This window comes from Vibrio rhodolitus (assembly GCF_003350325.1).
Lineage (GTDB): Bacteria > Pseudomonadota > Gammaproteobacteria > Enterobacterales > Vibrionaceae > Vibrio > Vibrio rhodolitus.
Window position 1 is genome coordinate 174,103 of record NZ_QLYZ01000005.1, and the last position, 22,699, is coordinate 196,801.

General features: G+C 42.8%; 25 protein-coding genes. 18 read left to right on the forward strand and 7 right to left on the reverse strand.

Annotation, left to right across the window (positions count from 1 at the left end):
* Positions 1-349: 349 nt before the first annotated feature.
* From DPF93_RS07440 to DPF93_RS07460, 5 genes are all read left to right on the forward strand, one after another.
* Positions 350-697 (forward strand): NADH:ubiquinone oxidoreductase, encoded by a 348-nt coding sequence (locus DPF93_RS07440; RefSeq protein ID WP_114765575.1) that lies wholly within the window; start codon positions 350-352, stop codon positions 695-697.
* A 190-nt stretch (positions 698-887) separates the two neighbouring features.
* Positions 888-2,054, forward strand: a complete 1,167-nt coding sequence (locus tag DPF93_RS07445) for a D-alanyl-D-alanine carboxypeptidase family protein (RefSeq protein WP_114765576.1) — start codon at positions 888-890, stop codon at positions 2,052-2,054.
* Between the two features lie 266 nt (positions 2,055-2,320).
* Positions 2,321-2,665, forward strand: a complete 345-nt coding sequence (locus tag DPF93_RS07450; RefSeq protein WP_114765577.1) for a helix-turn-helix domain-containing protein — start codon at positions 2,321-2,323, stop codon at positions 2,663-2,665.
* Positions 2,666-2,807: 142 nt separating this feature from the next.
* The gene (locus tag DPF93_RS07455; protein WP_425275296.1) at positions 2,808-3,476 is read left to right on the forward strand and encodes a DUF3313 domain-containing protein; all 669 of its coding nucleotides are present in this window, start codon (positions 2,808-2,810) and stop codon (positions 3,474-3,476) included.
* A 102-nt stretch (positions 3,477-3,578) separates the two neighbouring features.
* The gene (locus DPF93_RS07460; RefSeq protein ID WP_114765579.1) at positions 3,579-3,806 is read left to right on the forward strand and encodes a DUF3820 family protein; all 228 of its coding nucleotides are present in this window, start codon (positions 3,579-3,581) and stop codon (positions 3,804-3,806) included.
* Positions 3,807-3,845: 39 nt separating this feature from the next.
* Here DPF93_RS07460 and DPF93_RS07465 read toward each other — a convergent pair whose 3' ends face one another.
* Positions 3,846-4,520 (reverse strand): tRNA (adenine(22)-N(1))-methyltransferase, encoded by a 675-nt coding sequence (locus DPF93_RS07465; RefSeq protein WP_114765580.1) that lies wholly within the window; start codon positions 4,518-4,520, stop codon positions 3,846-3,848.
* Between the two features lie 664 nt (positions 4,521-5,184).
* Here DPF93_RS07465 and DPF93_RS07470 point away from each other — a divergent pair.
* Positions 5,185-6,387 carry an aromatic amino acid transport family protein gene (locus DPF93_RS07470; protein ID WP_114765581.1) on the forward strand — a complete coding sequence of 401 codons (1,203 nt, stop codon included), beginning with the start codon at positions 5,185-5,187 and terminating at the stop codon, positions 6,385-6,387.
* A 119-nt stretch (positions 6,388-6,506) separates the two neighbouring features.
* Here the strand turns inward: DPF93_RS07470 and DPF93_RS07475 are convergent, their stop codons facing one another.
* The 3 genes from DPF93_RS07475 to DPF93_RS07485 are packed head-to-tail and all read right to left on the reverse strand — an operon-like array spanning position 6,507 to position 8,390.
* A complete protein-coding gene (locus tag DPF93_RS07475; RefSeq protein ID WP_244204699.1) occupies positions 6,507-7,283 on the reverse strand; it encodes a helix-turn-helix transcriptional regulator in 777 nt (258 codons plus the stop codon).
* Positions 7,284-7,310: 27 nt separating this feature from the next.
* The gene (locus DPF93_RS07480; RefSeq protein ID WP_114765583.1) at positions 7,311-7,838 is read right to left on the reverse strand and encodes a putative antibiotic biosynthesis monooxygenase; all 528 of its coding nucleotides are present in this window, start codon (positions 7,836-7,838) and stop codon (positions 7,311-7,313) included.
* A 6-nt stretch (positions 7,839-7,844) separates the two neighbouring features.
* Positions 7,845-8,390: an NADPH-dependent FMN reductase gene (locus DPF93_RS07485; protein WP_114765584.1), complete on the reverse strand. Its 546-nt coding sequence runs from the start codon at positions 8,388-8,390 to the stop codon at positions 7,845-7,847.
* A 179-nt stretch (positions 8,391-8,569) separates the two neighbouring features.
* Between DPF93_RS07485 and DPF93_RS07490 the strand changes: the two genes are divergently transcribed.
* Complete coding sequence (locus DPF93_RS07490) at positions 8,570-9,235, forward strand: pirin family protein (protein WP_114765585.1); 666 nt, start codon at positions 8,570-8,572, stop codon at positions 9,233-9,235.
* A gap of 98 nt (positions 9,236-9,333) precedes the next feature.
* Here DPF93_RS07490 and DPF93_RS07495 read toward each other — a convergent pair whose 3' ends face one another.
* Positions 9,334-10,590 (reverse strand): Nramp family divalent metal transporter, encoded by a 1,257-nt coding sequence (locus tag DPF93_RS07495; protein ID WP_114765586.1) that lies wholly within the window; start codon positions 10,588-10,590, stop codon positions 9,334-9,336.
* 324 nt (positions 10,591-10,914) lie between these two features.
* Positions 10,915-11,199: a hypothetical protein gene (locus tag DPF93_RS07500; RefSeq protein WP_114765587.1), complete on the reverse strand. Its 285-nt coding sequence runs from the start codon at positions 11,197-11,199 to the stop codon at positions 10,915-10,917.
* Between the two features lie 352 nt (positions 11,200-11,551).
* On the opposite strand from DPF93_RS07500, the gene DPF93_RS07505 reads away from it, so the two are divergent.
* From DPF93_RS07505 to DPF93_RS07550, 9 genes are all read left to right on the forward strand, one after another.
* Positions 11,552-12,466 carry an ROK family protein gene (locus tag DPF93_RS07505; protein ID WP_114765588.1) on the forward strand — a complete coding sequence of 305 codons (915 nt, stop codon included), beginning with the start codon at positions 11,552-11,554 and terminating at the stop codon, positions 12,464-12,466.
* Between the two features lie 728 nt (positions 12,467-13,194).
* Positions 13,195-13,980 (forward strand): DeoR/GlpR family DNA-binding transcription regulator, encoded by a 786-nt coding sequence (locus DPF93_RS07515; protein ID WP_114765590.1) that lies wholly within the window; start codon positions 13,195-13,197, stop codon positions 13,978-13,980.
* Between the two features lie 15 nt (positions 13,981-13,995).
* The gene (locus tag DPF93_RS07520) at positions 13,996-14,484 is read left to right on the forward strand and encodes a PTS sugar transporter subunit IIB (protein WP_114765591.1); all 489 of its coding nucleotides are present in this window, start codon (positions 13,996-13,998) and stop codon (positions 14,482-14,484) included.
* 18 nt (positions 14,485-14,502) lie between these two features.
* The gene (agaW, locus tag DPF93_RS07525; RefSeq protein WP_114765592.1) at positions 14,503-15,276 is read left to right on the forward strand and encodes a PTS N-acetylgalactosamine transporter subunit IIC; all 774 of its coding nucleotides are present in this window, start codon (positions 14,503-14,505) and stop codon (positions 15,274-15,276) included.
* Positions 15,266-16,150 (forward strand): PTS system mannose/fructose/sorbose family transporter subunit IID, encoded by an 885-nt coding sequence (locus DPF93_RS07530; protein ID WP_114765593.1) that lies wholly within the window; start codon positions 15,266-15,268, stop codon positions 16,148-16,150. Before agaW ends, DPF93_RS07530 begins: the two co-directional genes overlap by 11 nt.
* 12 nt (positions 16,151-16,162) lie before the next feature.
* Positions 16,163-16,603, forward strand: a complete 441-nt coding sequence (gene agaF, locus DPF93_RS07535; RefSeq protein WP_114765594.1) for a PTS galactosamine/N-acetylgalactosamine transporter subunit IIA — start codon at positions 16,163-16,165, stop codon at positions 16,601-16,603.
* Positions 16,604-16,781: 178 nt separating this feature from the next.
* Positions 16,782-17,822 carry a glycoside hydrolase family 88/105 protein gene (locus tag DPF93_RS07540; protein WP_114765595.1) on the forward strand — a complete coding sequence of 347 codons (1,041 nt, stop codon included), beginning with the start codon at positions 16,782-16,784 and terminating at the stop codon, positions 17,820-17,822.
* A 143-nt stretch (positions 17,823-17,965) separates the two neighbouring features.
* Positions 17,966-18,607, forward strand: coding sequence for an RpiB/LacA/LacB family sugar-phosphate isomerase (locus tag DPF93_RS07545; RefSeq protein ID WP_114765596.1), 642 nt, complete (start codon positions 17,966-17,968; stop codon positions 18,605-18,607).
* A 141-nt stretch (positions 18,608-18,748) separates the two neighbouring features.
* Positions 18,749-20,236 carry a DUF2264 domain-containing protein gene (locus DPF93_RS07550; protein WP_114765597.1) on the forward strand — a complete coding sequence of 496 codons (1,488 nt, stop codon included), beginning with the start codon at positions 18,749-18,751 and terminating at the stop codon, positions 20,234-20,236.
* Positions 20,237-20,313: 77 nt separating this feature from the next.
* Here DPF93_RS07550 and kdgR read toward each other — a convergent pair whose 3' ends face one another.
* Positions 20,314-21,096 carry a DNA-binding transcriptional regulator KdgR gene (gene kdgR / locus DPF93_RS07555; protein ID WP_114765598.1) on the reverse strand — a complete coding sequence of 261 codons (783 nt, stop codon included), beginning with the start codon at positions 21,094-21,096 and terminating at the stop codon, positions 20,314-20,316.
* A 268-nt stretch (positions 21,097-21,364) separates the two neighbouring features.
* On the opposite strand from kdgR, the gene kduD reads away from it, so the two are divergent.
* Both kduD and DPF93_RS07565 read left to right on the forward strand, forming a co-directional pair.
* Complete coding sequence (kduD, locus tag DPF93_RS07560; RefSeq protein ID WP_114765599.1) at positions 21,365-22,126, forward strand: 2-dehydro-3-deoxy-D-gluconate 5-dehydrogenase KduD; 762 nt, start codon at positions 21,365-21,367, stop codon at positions 22,124-22,126.
* A 34-nt stretch (positions 22,127-22,160) separates the two neighbouring features.
* Positions 22,161-22,694: a YgjV family protein gene (locus tag DPF93_RS07565; protein WP_114765600.1), complete on the forward strand. Its 534-nt coding sequence runs from the start codon at positions 22,161-22,163 to the stop codon at positions 22,692-22,694.
* The last annotated feature ends 5 nt before the right edge of the window (positions 22,695-22,699 follow it).

Consider the following 22,699-nt stretch of genomic DNA (forward strand, 5'->3'; position numbering starts at 1 on the left):
ACTAGAGCTCTGCTAACAATCAATGTCAAATAAGCGTGCTCTTTTGCAGCTTACTATGACGTCATGCCATTTATGTCACATTTTTCTATGTTCATTTCGCTGGAATTCGCATGTTAATTAAATGTTAACATAGCGGTTTTTTCTATAGGTTTTAGTGCAACTTTCAGTTTTAAAAGAAGAATGAGCTTTTAGCATGTTAATAAAATGTGGAAATGGTGGTGTTATTAGTTTTTTTGCTTCGACAGCATAGAAATTAGCGCTTGAACTTTACGGATTTGGTGAGAAAATGTGCGAAAAATGAGTTTTCATTTATGAAAGGATGCTTTAACGATTTTTAAAGGTAAGCACTATGAAACTAGTTCTGATTCTAATGGCATCACTATCAGCTGGCGCAGCATCAGCGGATCATTTCCATTCATTTATGTTAGGTTTGTGCGTAGCGGCACTCGCAGTAGGTAGCTGTTACTGGTTTGCATTTAGAACCTCTCGTTTTCCACAGTTTGCGTTATTTCTCTTAATCTGCGGTTTGTTTGCTAAGCTAACCATCACGGTTGCGGGCGTAGCGTTTGGTATTTCACAAGCGTTGATCACTTCACCGTTAGTGTTTGCCTTGTCTTACCTATTCTTCTCGATTGTTGTCACTTACTTGTGGTTTAGCTACCGAGACTCAATCACGAAAGTGCCACAAGCTGCATAAGCAGAAATAATCTATTGCATTAGAGCCAGCTCAATGAGCTGGCTTTTTTGTGTCTTTTAAAACAGTTGCATAAGCGAGTTCACATTTCTTTGCCACAAATCTTGTATAACAGTAACCAAGCGTAACAGAGCTGCTGAAAGCGCCTACGCTTTCAATATACTGAAACAAGTCTTTTAATTGGTAGAGAGCCATGGAAACAAAACGTTTAATACAATCTGCTTTGTTAGTCAGTGCCTTTAGTTCTTCAGCTGTGTTAGCTGCGCCTTCTATTACTCCCGATCCGCCGGTGATTGGTGCAAAAGGCTACATTCTAATGGATTTCAATACTGGACAAGTGCTTGTAGAGAAAAATGCACATGATCCTCTAAATCCAGCCAGTTTAACCAAGCTGATGACTGCCTATGTAGCTGGGCAAGAGGTCAACGCGGGCAATGTGACTTTGCAAGATAACGTGACCATTAGCCAAAATGCGTGGGCAAAGAATTTTCCTGACTCTTCAAAGATGTTTATCGAGGTGGGTACGTCGGTATCGCTGATGGATCTTTATCGCGGTCTGATTGTTCAATCTGGCAATGATGCCAGTGTAGCGATTGCTGAGCACGTTGCTGGCAGTGAAGGTGCGTTTGTTGGCTTAATGAATAGCTGGGCTAAACGTCTGGGGCTCAATAATACCGCTTATACTAATCCGCATGGCTTAGACAGCGAGGGTTTATACTCAACGCCTTACGATATCGCTTTGTTAAGCCAGGCGATCATCCGCGACTTGCCTGATATCTATCCACTGTATAGTGAAACCTCGTACGCCTATAACGGTATAACGCAATACAACCGTAACGGGCTACTACGTGATAGAAGCTTGAATGTCGATGGTATGAAAACCGGTTATACCAGTGGAGCAGGCTACAGTTTGGCGACGTCTGCAACCAGTGGCGACATGCGTTTGATTTCGGTGGTGATGGGTTCAAGCAGCACTAAAAGCCGTGAGTCAGAAAGTAAGCAGTTACTTAGTTATGGCTTCCGATTTTATGACACTGTGTTAGCCAGTTCGGAGGGGAAACCTCTTAGTGAAGCGCGCCTATGGATGGGTGAGTCGGATAGCTTGAAAGTAGGCAGTGCAGAAAATATTTACCTGACTTTGCCAAAATCCGACGTCAATAAAGTGGAAGCTGAACTGGTTTATAACGGTGATTTAGTCGCTCCAATCCAAGCTGGTCAAGTGGTCGGTGAGGTTGTTTACACTGTGGGTGGTGACGAAGTCGCCAAAGCTGAGTTGACGGCATTAGAAAGCGTCGACGAAGGAAGCATTTTCAAGCGTATTATTGATTGGTTTAAAATGCTTATTGCGAGTTGGCTTTAATATTCAGTGATTTCAGTTAGATAACTTAGCGGGTGTTACAGCCCGCTTTTTTTGTACCTAGAGCTAAGCGATTTAGCCCTTTGTCGATCAGCCTCACGTCAGTGGTTTAATTGCCATAACTCTTATCTGGCGCTTACCAAACATTGACATTTCATTTGGCTATTTCGCCACAATGCGCGCAAATAATTAATCACCTACGCCACTATAAGGCGAGTTAGGAAATTGCGGTTAGTGTTAACTGCGCAGTGTAGAAATAGGAACCCACTATGGAATTTACCGCTAAAGACAGCGAAGCTTTGTATCACGTTTGGATGTCTCAAAAATCTAAAATGCGCCTGACGCAAATGGAATTTGCCAAAAAGCTTGGTATTAGTCAGCTCGAGTTTTCCAGCATCTTGCGTGGTGAGCGCCCGCTCTCTATGGCGTTTATTTCGCGTTTTTGTCATCTACTCAATCTAGAATCTGACCGTGTTGTTCCTTCATTGCGTTCGCAACCAGAAGTAAAAGAAGTTTATCTTGAAAGTCGAATGACGGTTGATGGTGAGATTAAGCGTGCGTATATCGATGGCAACCAAGTTGTTGTTGAGTACTTACATCGCGTAACCCACTAAAAATATCGCTAAGAGACGCTAAGGCGCCCTCAGGCAGTATAAAATCATGAACTGCTTGATTTTTAATCGCTTGCACTGATATCCACTCTTATATGGTATATCATTCCTTAATTGTGGCTTTTTAGATTAAGGTGAGTAGTCGATGAGAATGAGAGCGTTTGCGTTGGGATTGCTATCCATAGTTGTGGTTGGTTGTTCATCGGGTCCGATTGCTAAGGCGACCAAATTTACATCTTACGAAGATTTTCAGCCCGGTCCTGATGGGGGCGTCGACTTAGTATGGGCAAAACTTGGACTGCGCGATCCGGAACGCTTGCATGCCAAGTTAGCGCAATATGATTCGGTAATTATCGATCAGGTGATCGTGGTTGCTGGGGAAGAAACGCTATCGTCTGCAGAGATTGAAGAGCTGTCCAATCATCTGATTGCAAGAATTAAACAAGCGATCGATCCGTACAAAAGCGTCGTTGAAGTAGCTAGTCCGCGTACCCTAAGGCTAAGTATTGCCTTGAGTAATGTTGAAACACCAAATCCTATTTTAGCTGTGACAAGTAGCGTGTTACCGTTCGGATTGGCGCTATCAACCATATCTAAAGTGACAACCGGTGAGCACACCAACGTTGGCAGCGCGAGCATCGAGCTTTTGGTTAGCGATGCGTCGAGTGGTCAAGCGCTTTTTGCCGCGATTGACCGTCAAGCAGGTAATAAAGATCTCTCCACTATGATTGATTCTCTTGATGATGCTAAAGATGCCATCAACTATTGGGTTGATCGCTTGGCGATCACACTGGATGGTTGGCAGCGTCCTTAGCAAGCTTTGTATTCAGGCTGACTTAAGAGTTGCCAAAACGAGGCTTTGTCAGCGCAGTGAACAGTGCTATGCTGCGCCGACGACGAGTGACAGAGCATAGTGATGTTAGAGAAAGAGAATCTACTGAAATTGGCGCGTATGCAAATGCCATTTGGTAAGTACGCAGGTCGAGTGTTGATCGACCTACCGGAAGAGTACTTACTTTGGTTTGATAAGAAGGGATGGCCGCAGGGTGAGTTAGGTGATTTGCTCAAGTTGTGCCTAGCACTCAAAATTGAAGGGCTTGATAGCGTAGTTAAGCCGCTGAAATATGACTTTCGCCACGGCTAAAATAGCCAATGCTAGCAAGGTGAGGGAGAACCACCTTGCTTAAAGTGTGACTGCTTGATAGCTTTTTACAATTTGAGCCACATCTTTTTTCTTGCCTTGTTGTATGCGTTGATAATGACGCAATGTCTTATCTAAATATTCTCGCCCGATATGAGCTTGTTCTTGGCTCACCGCTTGCCACATTTTATCGCCAACCAAATTGATTACATTGCCTTTGCTTGCGGTAGTAGACACCAGCATGATTTCATAAAAACGTTGATTTTCTTTCATCAAGCATTCGTCAATCACACTGAGCTGATGCAGCTGTAAGCTTTGTCTAAGTTTAAATTGATGATGGACAGGGCAGAGTAGAAAGTCGATCTGCTCGCCACGATGCTGCTCGACGATAGCCGAGACGAAATCAATCATTAAGTCGCCGCCTATGCCAGCAATGATGATTAGATGGCTGCCTGCAAATTGCTTAAGCGGCAGCGTTGCAACATCGATACAGTGCGTATGCCAGCGCTTTTGCTCACTAGGATAAAAATGCTGCAGTTTACCTGTCACGCCGGTGATCAATTCGGGCACAATATCAACGAAGTGCACGTTGGAATTGGTGTGTTTGTTGAGTAGCGCAGTGCCAAGCAAGCCATGATCGCAGCAGCAGTCCCAAATATGTGTATAGCCAGCCGTGACCATTTGTTCTATTTGCGCTAATCGCTTGCCCAGTTTCACTTCGTACCTACTTAGAAAATCAAAACCGGCGTATTGTAATGATTTTTACTCATTTGGCTAGTGGCGTGAGTTTGATCACCTAACCTTTAAGCATCCAAGGCGATAGAAGCGCATATTTTCTGTTGCAGATAAATATAAGTTAGCAGGTGTTTTATAAAATAAAGCATGAAGAGTTGAATTATCGATTTAAAATAGAGTGCTAGAAAGAAAACTAATCGATTTGATGATTATTATTTTAAATTGGTTAACTGATAAGATTAAATAAATGTAAAATTTGCATTAAGTACTATGTTGTCTAATTAATATTTTGATAAATAAAATATACCCTCAATTATCAATTTGTCTGATTAAATATACATAAACAGCCTAATACATGCTCATGTACATTAAAATGTACATGGTTCGTACAAAGAGTGTACGTGGTAAAAGTGTTTGTGACCTCCCATTTATCAGTGTTGATGCAAATTTCGTCACTCAATGCTAGATATTGACCTCTTAGTTTTTTAAATAAAAGAGATGTGATCTCTCACTTTTTAATTAATTTTTCTGTTGTTTATTATATACAAGTAATCCAATTGCGTTTATTCGTCATACTCTTTTCTAGTATCGAAATGCTCTATTTAATAAGTGCCAGTACCTACTGTTAATAATAAAAAGGCAACATATGGAAATAACCACAACAACATCGACAAACAGCACCTCGAAGGTGATTGGCGGCGGTTTAATCATCGCTGGCACATCTATCGGTGCTGGTATGCTTTCTATCCCGCTGATGTCAGCAGGTTTAGGTTTTGGCGTGTCTGTTCTACTACTTTTTGGTTTCTGGGCATTAATGACATACACCTCTATGTTGATGCTAGAAGTTCACCAACATGCTGACAGTTCAGCGACCCTACACACTCTCTCTACTAAATTTTTAGGTAACCCTGGTAAAGTTGCAGCGACAATCGCGACGTTTATGCTTCTGTATGCGCTATGTGCGGCATACGTTGCTGGTGGCGGTAGCAACATGGCTACACGTTTAGACCAGCTAACGGGTATCCAAATCCCTGCATGGATGAGCTCTCTGATCTTCGTTACTATCGTAGCGGCGCTTGTTGCAGCTGGTACTGCAGTAGTGGATAAAGTAAACCGTGTTTTGTTCGGTGCTATGATGGTAGCAATGGCTGCTGTTCTAGTTTTCTTGAGCCCTAACATTTCAGGCACGTTGCTTGCTGCTTCACCAAAAGGCTGGGGTCTGTTCTTCGCAGCACTACCTGTAATCTTTACTTCATTCGGCTTCCACGGTTCTATTCCATCAATCGTTACTTACTTCGATGGTGAGACGAAGAGCTTACGTACCGCAATGCTTATCGGTTCATGTATCCCACTAGTGGTTTACCTATTCTGGTTGGCATGTACGCTTGGCGTTGTTCAACAAGACGTTCTTATGGAGAACGGTGAACTAGGTGCAATGATTGCAATTCTGGGTGAAACTTTAGGTAGCTCGAATATTGCTGTGATGATCGGTCTATTTGCTGACTTGGCACTTGTGACGTCTTTCTTGGGTGTTTCCTTAGGTCTATTCGATTACCTACGTGATACAACTAAAGACAAGCTGAAAGGTAACCGTGTTTCTGTTGCTCTGATTACGTTCCTTCCACCACTAGCGTTTGCTTTGTTCTACCCACAAGGCTTTATCATGGCTCTAGGTTATGCAGCAATCGCGCTAGTTGTTATTGCTATCTTCCTACCAGTTGCTATGACTATCGCTTCTCGTAAAGTGCACAAAGAAGCGCACCTATACCGTGTTAAAGGTGGTCCAATCGCAATGGCAGCAGCAACACTTTGTGGTGTAGTTATCATCTTGGCTCAGTTTATCGCTTAACTTGGTATTGCTCTAAACAGCAAATACTTAACAGGCAATAACACTAAGTTATTCATCTAAATGCCGCTCACTGATATGAGCGGCATTTTTTATTCTATAGACGGTCTAACAACTGAATGCTACAACTCAATCAGCTTGGCATGGACTGCACGAGCGACGGCTTGCGAACGGTTGACCACATTTAGCTTTTGGAAAATATTGGTAAAGTGAAACTTAATCGTGCGTTCAGATAAGTTGAGGATTTGAGCAATCTCCCAGTTACTTTTGCCTTCCTTTGCCCACTTAAGTACTTCCAGCTCACGCGCTTTCAATTGCGGGAAGCCGAGCGCAAATCGGTTGTATTCTCCTTTACGCATAAACACTTCATGAATATGCGGAGCGATGTAATCTAAATTGGATTGATATTCAGCCTTAATAGGGCGGTTATCGGTACTGAGCGAGATGATGGTACTGCCGGTGTCGTTTTTCACCAGTATCGACAAACCTTCACGACCGAGTTTTTGCTGGTAGTCTGCCGCGAAGTCGGGGCAGATAATATGGGATTCATTTTCTCGCCAAGAGATAGATCCGTCATTGATCTGAATACGTGCCAAAATATGGTCTACTTTCCAGTACTCTTGCTTAAAATAGTGATCAATCCAGCCTTGGGGTTGATCTTTTACGACCATCTGTCGTTCGGTTTGGAATGAAAAATCAGAGTTGTGGTCAAGGGCTAATAAAGCGGATGAGTAAGGAATAAGCTCTCTTAACTGCGTCAAAATATTTTGTGCATCAGTCTGAGTACTTGTTGCTTGCACGCATTGATTGGCTAAATCCAATAGACGTTGCAAGGTTTGGGTGTCAGTTGCCATCTTACCAAATGTAATGAATGTGTTACTTAAACGTGAAAGTAACACATTTGTCAATTTATATGCTTTTTTTGCCTAACGATTCAGCCAAGGTCTCAAAAATCGCGTTAACATCGGCATCACAGGGTAAGTCATAAATACCGAAACTAACGAGACAAGAATTAAAGTGCTGAGATTCTTATCAAGTCCTTCTAGATGAGGACCGACAAGGAAACCAAGACTTGTGACCAAAGGATATACGGCGAGAACACCTAATATTACTTGTTTGTAAAACGCAGGTCGTGATGGCAAGTTTGATACGCCAAACCAAAGCTCTGGGGCGATTTTTTCCTGCGTATTTTCACTGCGGTTGAGCCACTTTTGCGACAGTTTCAGCATTGAGCGGGTTGATTGTTCAGATTCCCAATTCACTAGGCTTTGCTCACTGTCAAAGCGAACCAGAATGAGAAACTCAAGTTGCTGTTGGTTGCGAGGCTCGATGATATCAAGAGAAATAAAGCCCGGATAAGCGCGAACACTTTGATTCATCGACTTAAGCCAAGTTTGGTATTCGCATAGATAGCTTGGATTGACAATTTCTGAAATCAGTTTGATTTGCTGCATCTGAGGTTAACCTGCGTTGACCGCTGTGGTTAGATTGTTGATTGCGTTTGAAAGTGCAGCGTGCTCTTGCTCGGAGAGCTTACCTTGTTGAAAGGTTTGATAAAAGCTACCTAGGCTATAGTTGGCGACAATGTTTGCCCCTTGCCAAGGGAGTAAGCGCGCCAGTGTTGCGAGGTTAGTTGAACCGCCATTCTCACCTGGAGACGTGCTGATGAGTAACATTGGTTTACCACCAAACGCTGGTTTTTCACTGCTATAAACTCGCGATAGCCAATCAAGGAAGTTCTTAAATTCTGCCGGCATAAGACCATTATGTTCTGGACAAGCAATTAGGTATCCGTCAGCAGAATCGAGTAGCGGTTTAATCGATTCAAATTGTGCGGGAATACCATCGCTTGCTTCAAGGTCTTGATTATAGAATGGCAGTTTCACATCTTGCATGCTTAAGGCAGAGATCTCGACACCGCTGATATGCTTGACGGCATAGTTGAGTAGCTCGGCATTGATTGACTCGGCGCGGTTACTGGCTGAGATGGTTAAAATGGTTTTCACGGTTCACTCTCCCTGATGATTTTCTAGTCTGAAATTTCCCAAGTTGGCAGCGTGCCTTGTGGGTAGAACTCATACTAAATTGCTGCAAAAAGGATACTAGTGTCCGAACGTACAGGTGATTTTGTAAATTAGATGTGAAAACTAACAATTGTATTTGTAGTAAAAATAGGAAAGCAAAAATGCAAGAGTTACACAGGGATACACTGCATCGCGGTGGCTTTGCGGGCATTAAAGAAACGCGTATGGTGCACGATAAGCGTATTGGTGGTAATGCACAGACATGGGATGGACTCGGCAAGTTTGTCTATTTAGCGGATGCGCGTTACCTGCCATTTGGTGAAAGTAGAATGCACAGCCATCATCATATTAATGTCATTACGGTCATGCTTGAAGGTAACCTGCATCACGAAGGGTCGCTGGAGCATGGGCAAGCTTTAACTGCAAATCAAGTTCAGGTGCAGCGCTCGGGTGGAGAGGGTTTTAGCCACAATGAAGTCAATCCAGAAGAGTTCCGCTGCCGTTTATTGCAAGTTTGGACTTTACCTGAGCACAGTGAGGGACCGGCAGATTATCAAGTGTATGATATTGAACTTGGCAAAATCACCCAAATCTATGGTGACTCTGCTGATGGTAATACAGCCAGTTCAGCGACCAAGATCTATGTTGCCCGTTTAGTAAAAGAGCAAACATGGCAGCTACCACAGGAATTTCTCTGTTATGTGGTGAATGGTTCGATTGAGTATCAAGGTAAAACTTACCCTGATGGTAGTTTAATTCGAGGCTCAGGAGGCGAGTTGCAGGTGAGCTCAGAAGATGTGCATTTAACGGTGATCACTGAGTCGTAAAAAATCTCGTAATGTAAGATTGGCATCCGGAAGAAGGTTCGGATGCCTGATTGAAATCGATAGATTAGATGTTAGTTAACACAAGCTAGCATCAGCCACTAAATAACTAAGCTCCAAAGCAGGTAAGCGTTTAGTGCAAGAACGAGACTAACAATCACACCGCCAACAGCGGAAACAAGACGATGATTGCTAAAATGTCCCATGATGCTGCGACGACTGGTCAGTATCAGCAGCGGAATAATTGCTAGTGCGACACCAAAGCTCAATACCACCTGACTGGCGACTAAAATATCGGTTGTGCTCACCCCCATCGAAATAAAACCAAAAGCAGGCAACATGGTGATGCTTCTACGCAGCCAAAGCGGGATGGATACATGGACAAAGCCTTGCATTACGACTTGTCCGGCAAGAGTACCAACCACAGTGGAAGATAGCCCCGAAGCGATCAAGGATAAACCAAACAATAGCGCCGCCCCGTTACCCAACAAGGGTGTGAGAGTCTGATAAGCGGTTTCGATACTGGCGATATCACTGTGCCCGGTATGGTGAAAAACAGCGGCTGCCATTGCGATAATGGCAATGTTTACAAAGCCTGCGATTGTCATTGCAATCAATACATCGACGCGGGTCATTTTTAAGCGTTGCTTGGTGCTGTGTGTGCTTTTTCCGCTAAACAGTGCAGAGTGTAAGTAAACCACATGGGGCATTACTGTCGCGCCTAAGATCGCCGCAGCTAAATAGACTTGCTTAGGATCGGTGAGTGTTGGTAGCAATAGCCCTGTCACCATAGGTTTAACATCTGGCTTGGCAAATATTAGTTCCACTACATAAATAGCGGCGACAAACACTAGTAGCGCTCCTATCAAAAACTCGAGTGGTTTTTGGCTACGGCGTCCTAAGGTTAAAATCGCGAGGCTGAGTACGGCAGTGATTGCCGCGCCTTCGAACAGGCTGACTCCGAGCAATAGTTGAAACCCGACCGCAGCACCAATAAATTCGGCAAGATCGGTTGCCATTGCGATTATCTCAGCTTGAATCCAGTAGGGCACAACAGCCCATTTTGGCAAAGTATCGCGTAGGTGTTCAGCAAGGTTTTTGCCGGTGACAATTCCAAGCTTTGCTGAAAGGTATTGGATAAGCATCGCCATTAGGTTTGCCCAAAGCACAACCCAAAGCAATTGGTAGCCATATGCTGAACCGGATTCGATATTGGTGGCAAAGTTACCTGGGTCGATATAGCCAATCGCGGCGATAAATGCGGGTCCAATAAGACGCTTGCTTGAACCTTTAAGCGCACTGCTCGGCGCAGAACTGGCATAGGTGATGGTGTTTGAAGTTGGCGTAACAGTGCTCATAAAAGGTTCCAATCATTTTGATGAGTGGAATGTACGCCTGCACAGGGTTGAGCGCTAATTTGTCCTAGCTATTAATCTGATAGCGCTGAGCAATTAACAGCAGTTAAGTGAACGTGGGAGGATGGTGTTTGTTGATATTTATCACTCTTCGGCTAACTGACTTGGAGAAATGACCAACTTTTCTAAAAGCATTATATCTGAACTGATAAGAACATAATCGGGCTGATTATTCGTCGGCACCAAGATTATGAAACTAGCCAGCAAGTTTGGTAAGGGCTTAATATGAAGAGAAAACCCGAGCGAGTGCTCGGGTCTTATAAATGATTACGCAGTTGCTTCTTTTGCTTCTTCTGCGTCTAGCAGTTTTTCGTTGTACTTAACACAACCTTTGTAACCAAAGAATAGTGATACTAGGTACAAGATGAAAGCAACGGGTGAAGCGATAACAGTGATTGCACACACGATAATGAGCAGCAAGTTAATTACTCCCCACATAACGCTTCCTGCGTACATTTGACCGGCGCCTGGGATTACAAAACCTAGGACTAGCGCGACAACAGGGTTCTTCATTTTATTTTGTAGACGAGCCTGTTTGATAGTGTCGTTCATTTAATACTCCTTTATAACTAGCTATATGATGTGCAATGTAATGCGATGATACTAGCTTAATATAATTTACAATTCACGCTTTCGTGCAACAATAATTTACATATTACAATCGAGCTCAAATTATGTAAGCGACGAATTAATAAAAAAAATGCGCAAGATTTTTTGTGGCTTTGTAGAGCAATTAAACTAATTGTTGCTGCGCTGTTGGCAAGGGTGAAGTGAGCCTAGAAAGGTGTAACTGATGCCAATTAAATATAGGGCTCTTGAGTGATTTTTAGCTTGGCGCTCACAACCAGTTTTCCAAACAAGTTAAGCTAAGCAAAGTAGTTCTGAGAAGAAAGGAATTAAGGTTATGCTAATTGGACTCGACATCGGTGGTACTAAAATCGAAGGCGTGGTGGTTTCGCGTGTTAGCGGAGATGTGGTTGAGCGCTTGCGCGTGGCAACGCCACAATCGGGTTACGATGATTTCCTTGTGGCGGTAAAGTCAGTCATTGATAGCTTGATGGAGACAACCGAGGTGCAGTCTATCGGTGTTGGTTGTTGTGGCTCAATCAATCGTGCAACAGGTAAGATGCAAGGTGCCAATATTCTTTATCTCAACGGAGAAGATTTTCTTGGGGATCTGCAAGTTCATTATTACCTCCCGGTCGCCTTAACCAATGATGCTAACTGTTTAGCTATCTCTGAGTTTGAAACCGGTGCCGCAAAAGATGCTTCAAATTCATGTTTGGCAGTGATCATTGGCACTGGTTGTGGTGGCGGAATCGTTATTCATGGCAACATTGTGGATGGTCAACATGGCTTGGGCGGTGAGATAGGGCATAACCCTTTACCGGGTTATGATCCTGACAAGGATGGTCCGGCGACTCAGTGTTACTGTGGTTCTAACAACTGCAATGAGCTGTTTGTTTCTGGTACAGGCTTTGAGCGTACTTGGGCACAAAAACATGACAAATTGTCAGCAAAAGCAATCTTTAATCGATACGCTGATGGCGACAAAGATGCCGTTGAACACGTTGAATATTATGCAGATTGTCTCGCAAGGGTTTTAGGTTGCATCGTCAACGTAATTGATCCTGAAGTGATCGTATTAGGGGGCGGCGTTTCTAACCAATCTGCAATCTATCCATTGATTGAGCAAAAGCTGAAACACTACAGCTTTAGTAAAAATGTCACAACTCCAGTCAAACAAGCACTGCATGGCGATTCAAGCGGCGTGTTGGGTGCGGCTTATCTTCCCGTGATGAAAGGTATGATAGGTTAATATCACATTTATCATGCGTGCTTTCGTATTGACACTGCTACTTTTCAACGCTCACTAGGCTAGTTACTCCGATAAAGCATTGGATAAGCCTAGGTGGGCGCGCTGGTCAACATCCTTCGTTACTTATCACTTATAAAGATACCACCTATAAAATATATCATCGATAATCGCTGATGCCATATCTGCTATCTAGCACTGATCGTGTCACAGTGTTTTCGATAGCCTAGGTCCACTTGGTACTTCGCATCATTTCCTCCTATAGCTTTAAATTTTCACTTTTCAATTTTCATTTGCTTTCATTTTTGTTCTTAAAGCGATTATCTATAACATCAATCTAGCTGGCAACTGCTTGATTTTCTCTATCTGTGAAATTGAAAGTTGAGTCACAATTATTTCGGTTACAGTCACATTAATGTGTGACCCGAATAACATTTTTATCGCTATCTATAAGCATGATTACATTATTGAATTAACTATAACCTTATGATTTTATTCGCATTATTGAGTTATTTCCAAGTGCTTCAATATATGGTTTCGGCGCATGATATGGCATGGTTTTTTGCATGCGTTATAATGCGGATACTTCAATCGCTGAAATTTGTGAGTTTAATCATGCTTGCAGTAAAAAGTGATTGCTCAATAAAAAAACTTGAAAGAGAATTGAGTCAAATGAAAACAAATGAAAATGTTTTTGTCGAAGCGTCGAAAAAGAAAGTGGAGGCGCACGAATGAAAACAGCCATAGAACGAAGACTTGAAATAGCCAATATGGTAGGTGTGCGTGGCAAGATGCATGTCGATGAGTTGGCTGAGTACTTTAATGTTACCGGGGCGACGATTCGTGCAGATTTACGTTTTCTTGATGAAAACGGTTATATCGTCCGTTCGCATGGTTTTGCGCTAGTGAATCGCGATGTTCTTGCTAAGTTGGCGATGTCTGCAACGTCAAAAAGCCAGAACGGTGGTACAGAGTTTCATGAATACGTAGCGCATGCTTTTTATGAAGCAATTGAAGAAAAGAGCACGGTTTTTGTCGACAGCAGTCCACTAATCCGAAAATCGTTGCAGTGTTTAAAAGATCTTAAGGGCGCCACAGTGGTGACGAGAGATCTCAATTTGATTCAAAAAGTCCCTCACATAACGGATTGCAAGTTTTTCGTTACAGGCGGGCGTGTGAATACTGAGTTTATGAAAATGACAGGTTCACACATGATTAATAGTTTAAGGCAGTATCGTTTTAATAATGCATTTATTCACGTAGAAAGTTTCAACACTAAGTTAGGTGTGTTTTCAAAAAGTGAATTTGATGCCGATATGATTAGATTACTTTGCGATTTATCTGAAAAATTGACCATAGTTGTTGAATCATCAGCTTTTAATAATAACGATTCATTTTGGACCTGCGAGCCAAATAAAATAGATACTGTCATCACAGATTACAATTTGGATGATGAAACTAAAAAATCATTGGAATTGAATAATGTAAGAATATTAAAACTAAATATTAACAAATAAATAAAGGATACATGCATGGCTAATATCGTTTTAGCACGTATTGATGAACGTCTAATTCACGGTCAAATTCGTCTACAGTGGGGCAAGCATTCCGGTGCAAATACAATTCTGGTAGCAAATGATGAAATTGCACAGATGGAGCCACTTCAAGCGCCTTTTAAAGCCTCTGCTGGTAGTGATTTTGCGGTTCTTTTCCGTACGATTGATCAAACGATCGCGAATCTACCTAAAGCCGGTATGGACCGTAAGATATTATTGCTATGTAAGAATCCAACTGATTTTGCGAAAATTGTTCAAGGTGGAATCCAATTACCAGAAATAAATATTGGTAATATGCATTTCCATGAAGGAAGAGTAGCGGTTAATAAATATATTAACGTCGACAAACATGATATGGCTGCGTTTGGTGTTTTACGTGACCATGGAAGTGTAAGCACAATTCAGCATATGCCTGAAAGTGATAAAGAATGTATTTTTGAAATGACTAAAGATTTACAACTCTAATATCCAAGGTGAACCAAAATGTTAATGGAAGCTATATTAGTCGCTGTTTGGGCGGCACTATGTGGCATCGATAAATTCGATGTATTTACAGGTATCCACCGACCTCTGGTAACAGGTACGGTTGTGGGTTTAATTCTCGGTGATCTACAAATGGGTCTGATAGCGGGTGCAACTTTTGAACTCGCTTGGCTTGGTCTTGTCGCAAACGCTGGCGTTCAGCCACCGGATACAACAGTTGGTGCGATCGTAGGTACTATGTTCGCGATTAAACTCGACATGACACCTGAGGCTGCAATTGGTATGGCGATTCCGTTCGCGTTAGCAATGCAAACATGTGTTCTTTTCCTATTCACTTCTTGTGCACCTATGATGCAAAAAGCGGATCAATATGCAGAGAGCCTCAACCTAAAAGGTATTGATAAGCTAATTTACATTGGTCTTAGTGCTCGTGCCTTGCTTTACGGCGTGGTGGGCTTCTGCGCAATCTACTTTGGTGCCACTGGTGCTGAGTTCATTCAAGAATACCTACCACAAAGCATTGTGAAAGGCATGGCAATCGCGGGCGGCATGATGCCAGCAGTCGGTTTTGCAATGTTACTTCGTACAATGTTTAACGTGGCTATTCTACCTTACTTCTTTTTAGGTTTCGTATGCTCAACTTACTTTAATATGCCAATTCTAGGTACAGCACTTGTGTTTACTTGTGTGGCTATCTTGGATTACATGAACAACAAAAAGTCTGACACTCCTCAAGCAACGACTCAAACGCAGGTATTTGACGATGAACTCTAATGCAGAAATGACAATGAACCCTGATCATTACCATGAAGATGCGGTAAGTGCAGTAATCAGTAATACAGATAGCTATAGTGATCAGTCAGTTAAGAAAGTAATTACCAAACAAGACTTGTGGAAAATTGGCTTCCGTGGGCTATTAATGGAAGGTAACTTTAACTTCAACCGTATGCAGGCAGGTGGTTTCTGTTATTCGATTAGCCCAGCACTAAAGAAAATCCACCAAAATCCAGAAGACCTTAAGAAGGCGTTAAAGAACAACTTACAGTTCTACAATGCAAACCCTAAGATGTTCACCTTGCCGCTTGGCTTGGCAATTGCGATGGAAGAGAGCAAAGAAAAACCATCAACAATTGCGTCGGTAAAAGCGGCGACAATGGGCTCTGTATCGGGGGTGGGTGATGCACTAGACCACTCTGTGATGTTGCCACTAACGCTTGCTATTGGTAGTTCGATTGCTTTGCAGGGCAACCCATTAGGCGTTTTAGTGTTCTTTATCCTTTATCAATCGTACCGTATCCCTATGTACTTTTGGTTGCTGTTCCTTGGCTATAACGCAGGTGTGTCTGCCCTTGAAAAGTTATCCGATCAAGCTGAAAAACTAGGCCGAGCAGCAAACATTGTCGGTCTTGGCGTTATCGGTTCGATGGTTGCTAAATACGTTAAAGTATCAACGGTAATTGAGCTAGAGGCGGGCGCTGCTGATATTAGCTTGCAAACCGGTATGTTAGATAAGCTAATGCCAAACTTATTGCCAATGGCATTAGTATGGTTGATGTACTATCTAGTGAAAAAAGGTAAATCACCAACTGCGCTTATTTTCGGTACTCTGTTTGTGGGTGTTAGTGGTCACTTAGTCGGTATTTTCTAATAAAGGTTAATTATGATTGGTATTATTGTTTCCGGGCATATTAATTTTGCAACTGGTATGCAATCAGCGGTAGAAGCGATAGTAGGAGAGCAAGAGTCGTTAGAATTTATTGATTTTGTACCTTCAATGACAACTGAGCAGTTGGAAGAGCAAATGCTTTCTTCAATTGAGAAGATGAATGATGGTTCAGGCGTTTTAATTCTTACTGATGTACCTGGCGGTTCTCCGTGTAATCGTGGTGTATCTATTATGCTCAATCGTAGTGATGTTAAAGTTCTAGCAGGTTGTAATCTGCCTATGATTACCAATGCTTGTTTTGAACGCGATGGTATTTCGCTCGAAGAGTTAGCAGAAGTAGTTTGTGAGATTGGTTTACAATCGATGAAAGATATGGCGAAAGAAATAGCCAGGTTAGAGAATAATAATTCTGATTCATTCGAAGACGAATTATAAACAATACACAACTCTTAATTTAGATTAACGGCACTACTAAATTTAATTCAATATAACTCCCCCTTTATTGGATTTGTTTAGTCAGATTAGTAGTGCCTTTTTTATCTGAAAATCTATTTTTGCATAATTATTTTAATATCTAATTATCTTTATGTGATTAGATTGAATAAGGTTCAATATGAATAATGTTCAAATTCTAGAGCAAATGAAGGGCGTATATCGTTGGCAGCGAGATCATCGCACGCGCTTTGTTACTCGCAGTACAGGCAAAAAACGTTTTTTAAAAGCGACTGACTGGGAACGAGGTGTATTTTGGGCATCTGTTGCGCAGGCATGGCAAATAACTCAAGATGATGAATATCTTGAAGGGTTGTTAGACTTCACCTTGAACACGGGGTTTCGTCCAGGACCTCTACCGCGTTTCGCTGATGATCATGTATGCATGCAAGCGTATTTACCTCTTTACCCGTTATTTGACATGCCAGAGACCGTTGAATATGCGACTAAAGCACTGGACATTATGGTCAATGAGCCAAAGCCGGGACGTGAAGATTGGTGGTGGTGCGACTCTCTGTTTATGGCCCCGCCCGTTTTTGCCGGACTAACAGTTGCCACAGGTGATGACAAATACCTCAACTATATGGACAAAGCATGGTGGGATGCAGTTGATAATCTATTTGATGATGAAACTAATCTGTATTACCGCGACAAACGCTATATTCCCAATGCACAAGGCACTGAATTACGTGAAGCGAATGGAGAAAAAGTCTTCTGGAGTCGGGGTATTGGTTGGGTGCTGGCAGCGGTACCCCGCATTCTGGCTCATATGCCAGCCGATTACCCGACACGCTCGCGTTACATTGAAATGTACACTGCACTGGCTGCTGAAGTGATTAAGTATCAGCAAGCGGATGGGTTTTGGCGTACCAGTTTGCTTGACCCGCAAAGTTTCCCTGCTCCGGAAAGTAGTGCTACTTCACTATTTTGCTACGGTCTTGCATGGGGTATTGAACAAGGTCACCTAGACCGTGAGATTTATCTACCGGTAGTCAAAAAAGCGTGGGCAGCACTTGAAGGATGTATTCACGACAATGGCATGATTGGCTGGGTTCAACTGCCTGCATTTAATCCTCGTGATGTTAAGTATGACCATAATATCGATTACGGCGCGGGTGCGTTTTTGCTTGCCGCAACCGCGATGTTAGAACTCACAGAATAACATAACGATAAACACGAACGACATACAAATTGGTTCGTGATGGTTTCACCTAATACGCAGATGGTCAATTGATACCGCTTTTGAAAGGCTTAAATAAATATTAAACGGCTCAGTATCATTAAACTAATTATTCGAGAACTAAAATGAAAATTGCATTGACGATGGAAAATAGCCAAGCGGCTAAAAACGAAATTATCTTAAAAGAGCTTCAATATGTAGCGGCACAAAGTGGCGACGAAGTATTTAACGTGGGTATGTGTGATGCAGACGATCATCATCTCACTTACATTCATTTAGGTATTCAAGCTTCGATTCTTTTAGCGGCTAAAGCGGTTGATTTTGTCTTTACAGGTTGTGGTACCGGTCAAGGCGCGTTGATGGCCAGTAACGCACATGCAAACGTTGTATGTGGTTATGCTCTTGAGCCTTCTGATGCGTTTTTGTTTACTCAGATTAACAACGGCAACGCGTTGTCATTAGCTTTTGCGAAAAACTTTGGTTGGGCGGCTGAGCTAAATGTGCGTGGCATTTTTGAAAAAGTGATGATGTCTGGTTGTGAGCGTGGTCAAGGCTACCCTGTTGAGCGCGCGCTACCGCAACAGCAAAACGCGGCTATTTTGAATGATGTTAAGCGAGCTGTTGCTAAAGATTATCTTGAAGGTTTAAAAGCGATGGATGCTGAGCTCGTACGTGTAGCGTGCCTCGGTGAGCGTTTCCAAAAATGTCTGTTTGAAAACAGCCAAGTCGATGAAATTTCGGATTTCGTTCGTGAACTTCTTAACTAATCAGTTGCTGTAATTTGTATATAAAAGACCAATCAGTTTGATTGGTCTTTGTGTTTTTATTCAGTGCGTTTTTATCTGAACACGTGGTTTGTAAGCATGATCTGAACGCACGACCTAAACGCGTAGTCTCGAGGAGACGAAATGACAAAGTTCATTCAAGCATCAGAGCGCCCTCATATCCCGTGTGAGCATCCTGATTTGAAGGCGTACTTAGCGCTATTTAAGCAAAACCTGATTCGTCGAAAAATGCAACGAAGTGACTTTGTAAAGCGAGATGAGCAGATAAGAGCTATTTTCCAAGACAAAGCAGATCTCAAGTCGCAATGTGAGGCACTCGTTTCTTATGTTGCAGAAGCCTTTAATCACTATGCTGTATGGGATTATAGCCATGCTTACTACCCTGGAGTATCGAGCCAACAAACCGCAAGGCTTGATGCAATGGAAGGGTGTAGCCGAGTGCTCCCGACACTGGCAGCATGGTTGCATGCCAATCAAGCGACCGGATCTGGACTTTATTCATTGGAATATGAGCGACTCGATGTTGCCGATTGGATCAAACAAGCGTTTCTTGCAGGAACGGATCCTAATCACCAGGGTTACTGGGGCGACATTGAAGACTATGACCAACGGATATGTGAAAGCGCAGATTTGGCATTGGCACTCTGGCTAAGCAAAGAACAGGTATGGCAAATACTGTCTTTGAAGCAAAAGCAGCAGATTGTTGCTTGGTTTACTCAAGTTAATCATGTTGAAACTGTCGATAACAATTGGCATCTTTTTCCCTTAGCCGTTCAACTGGTACTAAAAGATTTAACTGGCGAGGACCATATAGAGCACTCCCGCTATGCGCGCGTGAAAGAGTTTCTGGTTGGTGATGGTTGGTTTAGAGATGGGGCAAAGGGGAACTACGATTACTATAATGCCTGGGGATTTCACTACTCGCTTTATTGGTTAGATCAAATTGACCCAGCGTTTGACCCCGATTTTATTCGCCAGGGTCTGAAAGATTTTAGCGACAAGTATCGCTACTTTTTTACCTCACAAGGCTTCCCTCTATTTGGGCGCAGTGCGTGTTATCGTTTATCTGCTACCGCCCCTTTAATAGCCACTCTTGATGTGTGTGGCGCCAATTTACCCAACGAATATCTCGGGCAGTTTAAACGCGCATTCAAAACCAACCTCAGCTACTTTATCTCCAATGGGGCACTAGAAAAAGGACGTCCGACGCAAGGCTTGTTTGCTGATGATATACGCTTGACCGATAACTACAGCGGACCTGCGAGTAGTTTTTGGTCTTTAAGAGGATTAAATATTGCCTTGTACTGTGGTGATAGGGTTGGCTTGTGGGAAACGGAGGAGCAGCCTTTGGAAATTGAAAAGGAGAGTTTTATGTTCTCTTTAAATGGACCCAATATGTTGGTGGTTGGCATTCAAGAAACGCAAGAAGTGAGTGTTATTTTTCAGCATGACTACACCCAGCAACAGTCGCCTCTGTCGAGAAAGTTAGCATCACAATCAAGGGTTAAAAAATGGCAGGAGCGATTGACTGGGCGAGCAGAACGCCCGAAAAACAACTTATTGCGTAAGGGTGTAACAAGCTACAGCTCTAAGCTATTTCACTTTTTCTAATTCAAGGCAAGATGGCATTAAAAGCAACTAGGTTATTTATATGTCTGGATACCTAGTTGCTAACTTTACCCGCCACTCTATTTGGCTGTGATTTGGTAGCCGAGTTGTTCAGAGGTGCGAGATGCGGCGGTTTGCAACAATTCTACGTAATAGCTGAGGCGTGCTTCATCAAAGCGAATGGTTGGAAAAGAGATCGAGAGACCAGCGATCACCTGTCCAAAGCGGTCATAAACAGGGGCTGCAATGCAGCGTAAGCCCGGCTCTTGTTCTTCATTGTCCTGCCCGTATCCTTGCTGTTTTACCAGATTAAGCTCTTCAAGCAATTGCTCTACATTCTCGAGTGTTTTATCGGTGTGTTTAACAAAAGTGACGTCTGCCAGTGTTTGCTGTACAAACTCGACTTCGCGCTCTGCCAGTAGGACTTTACCAATAGCGGTACTATAGAGCGGATTACGACGTCCAATACGAGATTGCATGCTGAGGTTATAACCGGAATCGATCTTATGGATATAGATAATACCGTCTTCATCCAACGCACCAAGGTGAAGTGCTTCATTGGTTTGCTCAGCGATAATACGCATCTGTTTATCGGCAATAGCAATGAGATCAACGTATTCCAGTGATTTCGCACCAAGCTCGAACAATTTCAGTGTCAGGCTATATTTGTCCGCTTCACCTTCTTGAGCCACATAGCCGAGCATTTTCATTGTTTGCAGAAAGCGGTATGTGGTTGCTTTAGACATCATTAAGCGTTGAGAAAGCTCCGATACCCCGATGTCTTTTTGCTCGCCAAGAGCTTGAAGAATGCTAAATACCTTCAGTACCGACGACACGGCTTCCGGCTGCGTTGCCTTTTCCATTGATTTACCTTGTGCATGTTGGGACATGTTGAATGGGCTTCATTATACATTTCGTACATGAGTCGGCTAGCGATTTACATAGTGACATTAAGAATATTGAAACGTCGGTTTGATTTTTTTTGGTTGTTTTGTGAAGCGTATAGTTATTTTTGAAACGTCGTTTTAAAAATAACTATACGCCATTTCATCTTGTTGATATTTTGCTGGAATAGAGTGAAATGTGTGCTGAACGTTTTTCAGCATTTGATGCAGTTTTTAAGGAATAGAGATGATTCTTAATTCGTTCAATCTTCAAGGTAAAGTGGCTATCGTAACGGGTTGTGATACTGGGTTAGGTCAAGGTATGGCGCTAGGCTTGGCTAACGCTGGTTGTGATATTGTTGGTGTAAATATTGTTGAGCCGACAGAAACGATTGCTTTGGTCGAGCAAACAGGGCGCAAGTTTATTGATGTGCGCGCTAACTTGATGAAGCTAGATGATATTCCTGCAATTGTTGATCGCGCAGTAACTGAGTTGGGTCGTATCGATATTCTGGTGAACAACGCGGGCATCATTCGCCGCAATGACGCGATAGATTTCTCTGAGCAAGACTGGGATGACGTAATGAACATTAACGTGAAATCGGTATTCTTCCTATCTCAAGCGGTCGCGAAACAGTTTATTGCTCAGGGGCAAGGCGGTAAGATCATTAATATCGCGTCAATGTTGTCTTTCCAAGGTGGTATTCGCGTTCCTTCATACACAACATCGAAGAGCGGCGTAATGGGTGTCACTCGTCTAATGGCGAATGAATGGGCAAAACATAACATCAATGTTAACGCGATTGCGCCGGGTTATATGGCAACCAATAACACCGCTGCACTGCGCGCTGATGAAACGCGTAACAAAGAAATTCTTGATCGCATTCCGGCAGGTCGTTGGGGTGAGCCTTCTGATTTGGCGGGACCTTGTGTATTCCTAGCATCTAACGCTGCTGATTATATCAATGGTTATACTATCGCTGTTGATGGCGGCTGGTTATCTCGTTAGTCGAATCACAGTAGTTAAGAATTTTTGAGTGGATATGTTCTCTGAGGCGATTTCAATAGCCCAATTATTTGGCTTGATCAGCTTTGCTTTGGGGCTATCCACTTTTTACCAAAAAGACGATCGTCGCTTGAAGATCGTTATGCTCACCTTAAACCTAAACCATCTGATTCATTACTTGTTGATGGGGTCGTTGGTTTCAGCACTTAGCTCACTTCTTTCTGCCTTTAGAACCGCCACGGCGGTTTACTTTGTTCCACATTATTTATCACCCAAACGAGCGGCAATATCATTCATTTTTGCCAGTACTGCATTTGGTCTGGTTGTGGCTGATTCTCTGCAAGACTTATGGCCAATATTCGGCACAGCGATTGGTTCTTATGCGGTGTTTATGCTGCACGGCATCAAGATGCGCTTAGCGTTTTTGGCAGGTGCTGGTTGCTGGCTAGTCAACAATATTCTGTTGGGTTCGATAGGCGGCACTTTACTGGAATTAAGTGCGATATCGGTCAATTTGTTTACCATTGCTCGTTTGATTCGAAATCAGAAATCAACGAGGGTGGAGAGCTGATTGTG

Coding starts and splice junctions, on each gene's coding strand:
- DPF93_RS07500 (WP_114765587.1), bottom strand. CDS start 11,199: ATGAACGACACTATCAAACAGGCTCGTCTACAAAATAAAATGAAGAAC.
- DPF93_RS07520 (WP_114765591.1), top strand. CDS start 13,996: ATGGCTAATATCGTTTTAGCACGTATTGATGAACGTCTAATTCACGGT.
- DPF93_RS07530 (WP_114765593.1), top strand. CDS start 15,266: ATGAACTCTAATGCAGAAATGACAATGAACCCTGATCATTACCATGAA.
- DPF93_RS07550 (WP_114765597.1), top strand. CDS start 18,749: ATGACAAAGTTCATTCAAGCATCAGAGCGCCCTCATATCCCGTGTGAG.
- agaW (WP_114765592.1), top strand. CDS start 14,503: ATGTTAATGGAAGCTATATTAGTCGCTGTTTGGGCGGCACTATGTGGC.
- DPF93_RS07480 (WP_114765583.1), bottom strand. CDS start 7,838: ATGCAGCAAATCAAACTGATTTCAGAAATTGTCAATCCAAGCTATCTA.
- agaF (WP_114765594.1), top strand. CDS start 16,163: ATGATTGGTATTATTGTTTCCGGGCATATTAATTTTGCAACTGGTATG.
- kduD (WP_114765599.1), top strand. CDS start 21,365: ATGATTCTTAATTCGTTCAATCTTCAAGGTAAAGTGGCTATCGTAACG.
- DPF93_RS07490 (WP_114765585.1), top strand. CDS start 8,570: ATGCAAGAGTTACACAGGGATACACTGCATCGCGGTGGCTTTGCGGGC.
- DPF93_RS07450 (WP_114765577.1), top strand. CDS start 2,321: ATGGAATTTACCGCTAAAGACAGCGAAGCTTTGTATCACGTTTGGATG.
- DPF93_RS07545 (WP_114765596.1), top strand. CDS start 17,966: ATGAAAATTGCATTGACGATGGAAAATAGCCAAGCGGCTAAAAACGAA.
- DPF93_RS07460 (WP_114765579.1), top strand. CDS start 3,579: ATGTTAGAGAAAGAGAATCTACTGAAATTGGCGCGTATGCAAATGCCA.
- DPF93_RS07445 (WP_114765576.1), top strand. CDS start 888: ATGGAAACAAAACGTTTAATACAATCTGCTTTGTTAGTCAGTGCCTTT.
- DPF93_RS07495 (WP_114765586.1), bottom strand. CDS start 10,590: ATGAGCACTGTTACGCCAACTTCAAACACCATCACCTATGCCAGTTCT.
- kdgR (WP_114765598.1), bottom strand. CDS start 21,096: ATGGAAAAGGCAACGCAGCCGGAAGCCGTGTCGTCGGTACTGAAGGTA.
- DPF93_RS07455 (WP_425275296.1), top strand. CDS start 2,808: ATGAGAATGAGAGCGTTTGCGTTGGGATTGCTATCCATAGTTGTGGTT.
- DPF93_RS07540 (WP_114765595.1), top strand. CDS start 16,782: ATGAATAATGTTCAAATTCTAGAGCAAATGAAGGGCGTATATCGTTGG.
- DPF93_RS07565 (WP_114765600.1), top strand. CDS start 22,161: ATGTTCTCTGAGGCGATTTCAATAGCCCAATTATTTGGCTTGATCAGC.
- DPF93_RS07470 (WP_114765581.1), top strand. CDS start 5,185: ATGGAAATAACCACAACAACATCGACAAACAGCACCTCGAAGGTGATT.
- DPF93_RS07515 (WP_114765590.1), top strand. CDS start 13,195: ATGAAAACAGCCATAGAACGAAGACTTGAAATAGCCAATATGGTAGGT.
- DPF93_RS07440 (WP_114765575.1), top strand. CDS start 350: ATGAAACTAGTTCTGATTCTAATGGCATCACTATCAGCTGGCGCAGCA.
- DPF93_RS07505 (WP_114765588.1), top strand. CDS start 11,552: ATGCTAATTGGACTCGACATCGGTGGTACTAAAATCGAAGGCGTGGTG.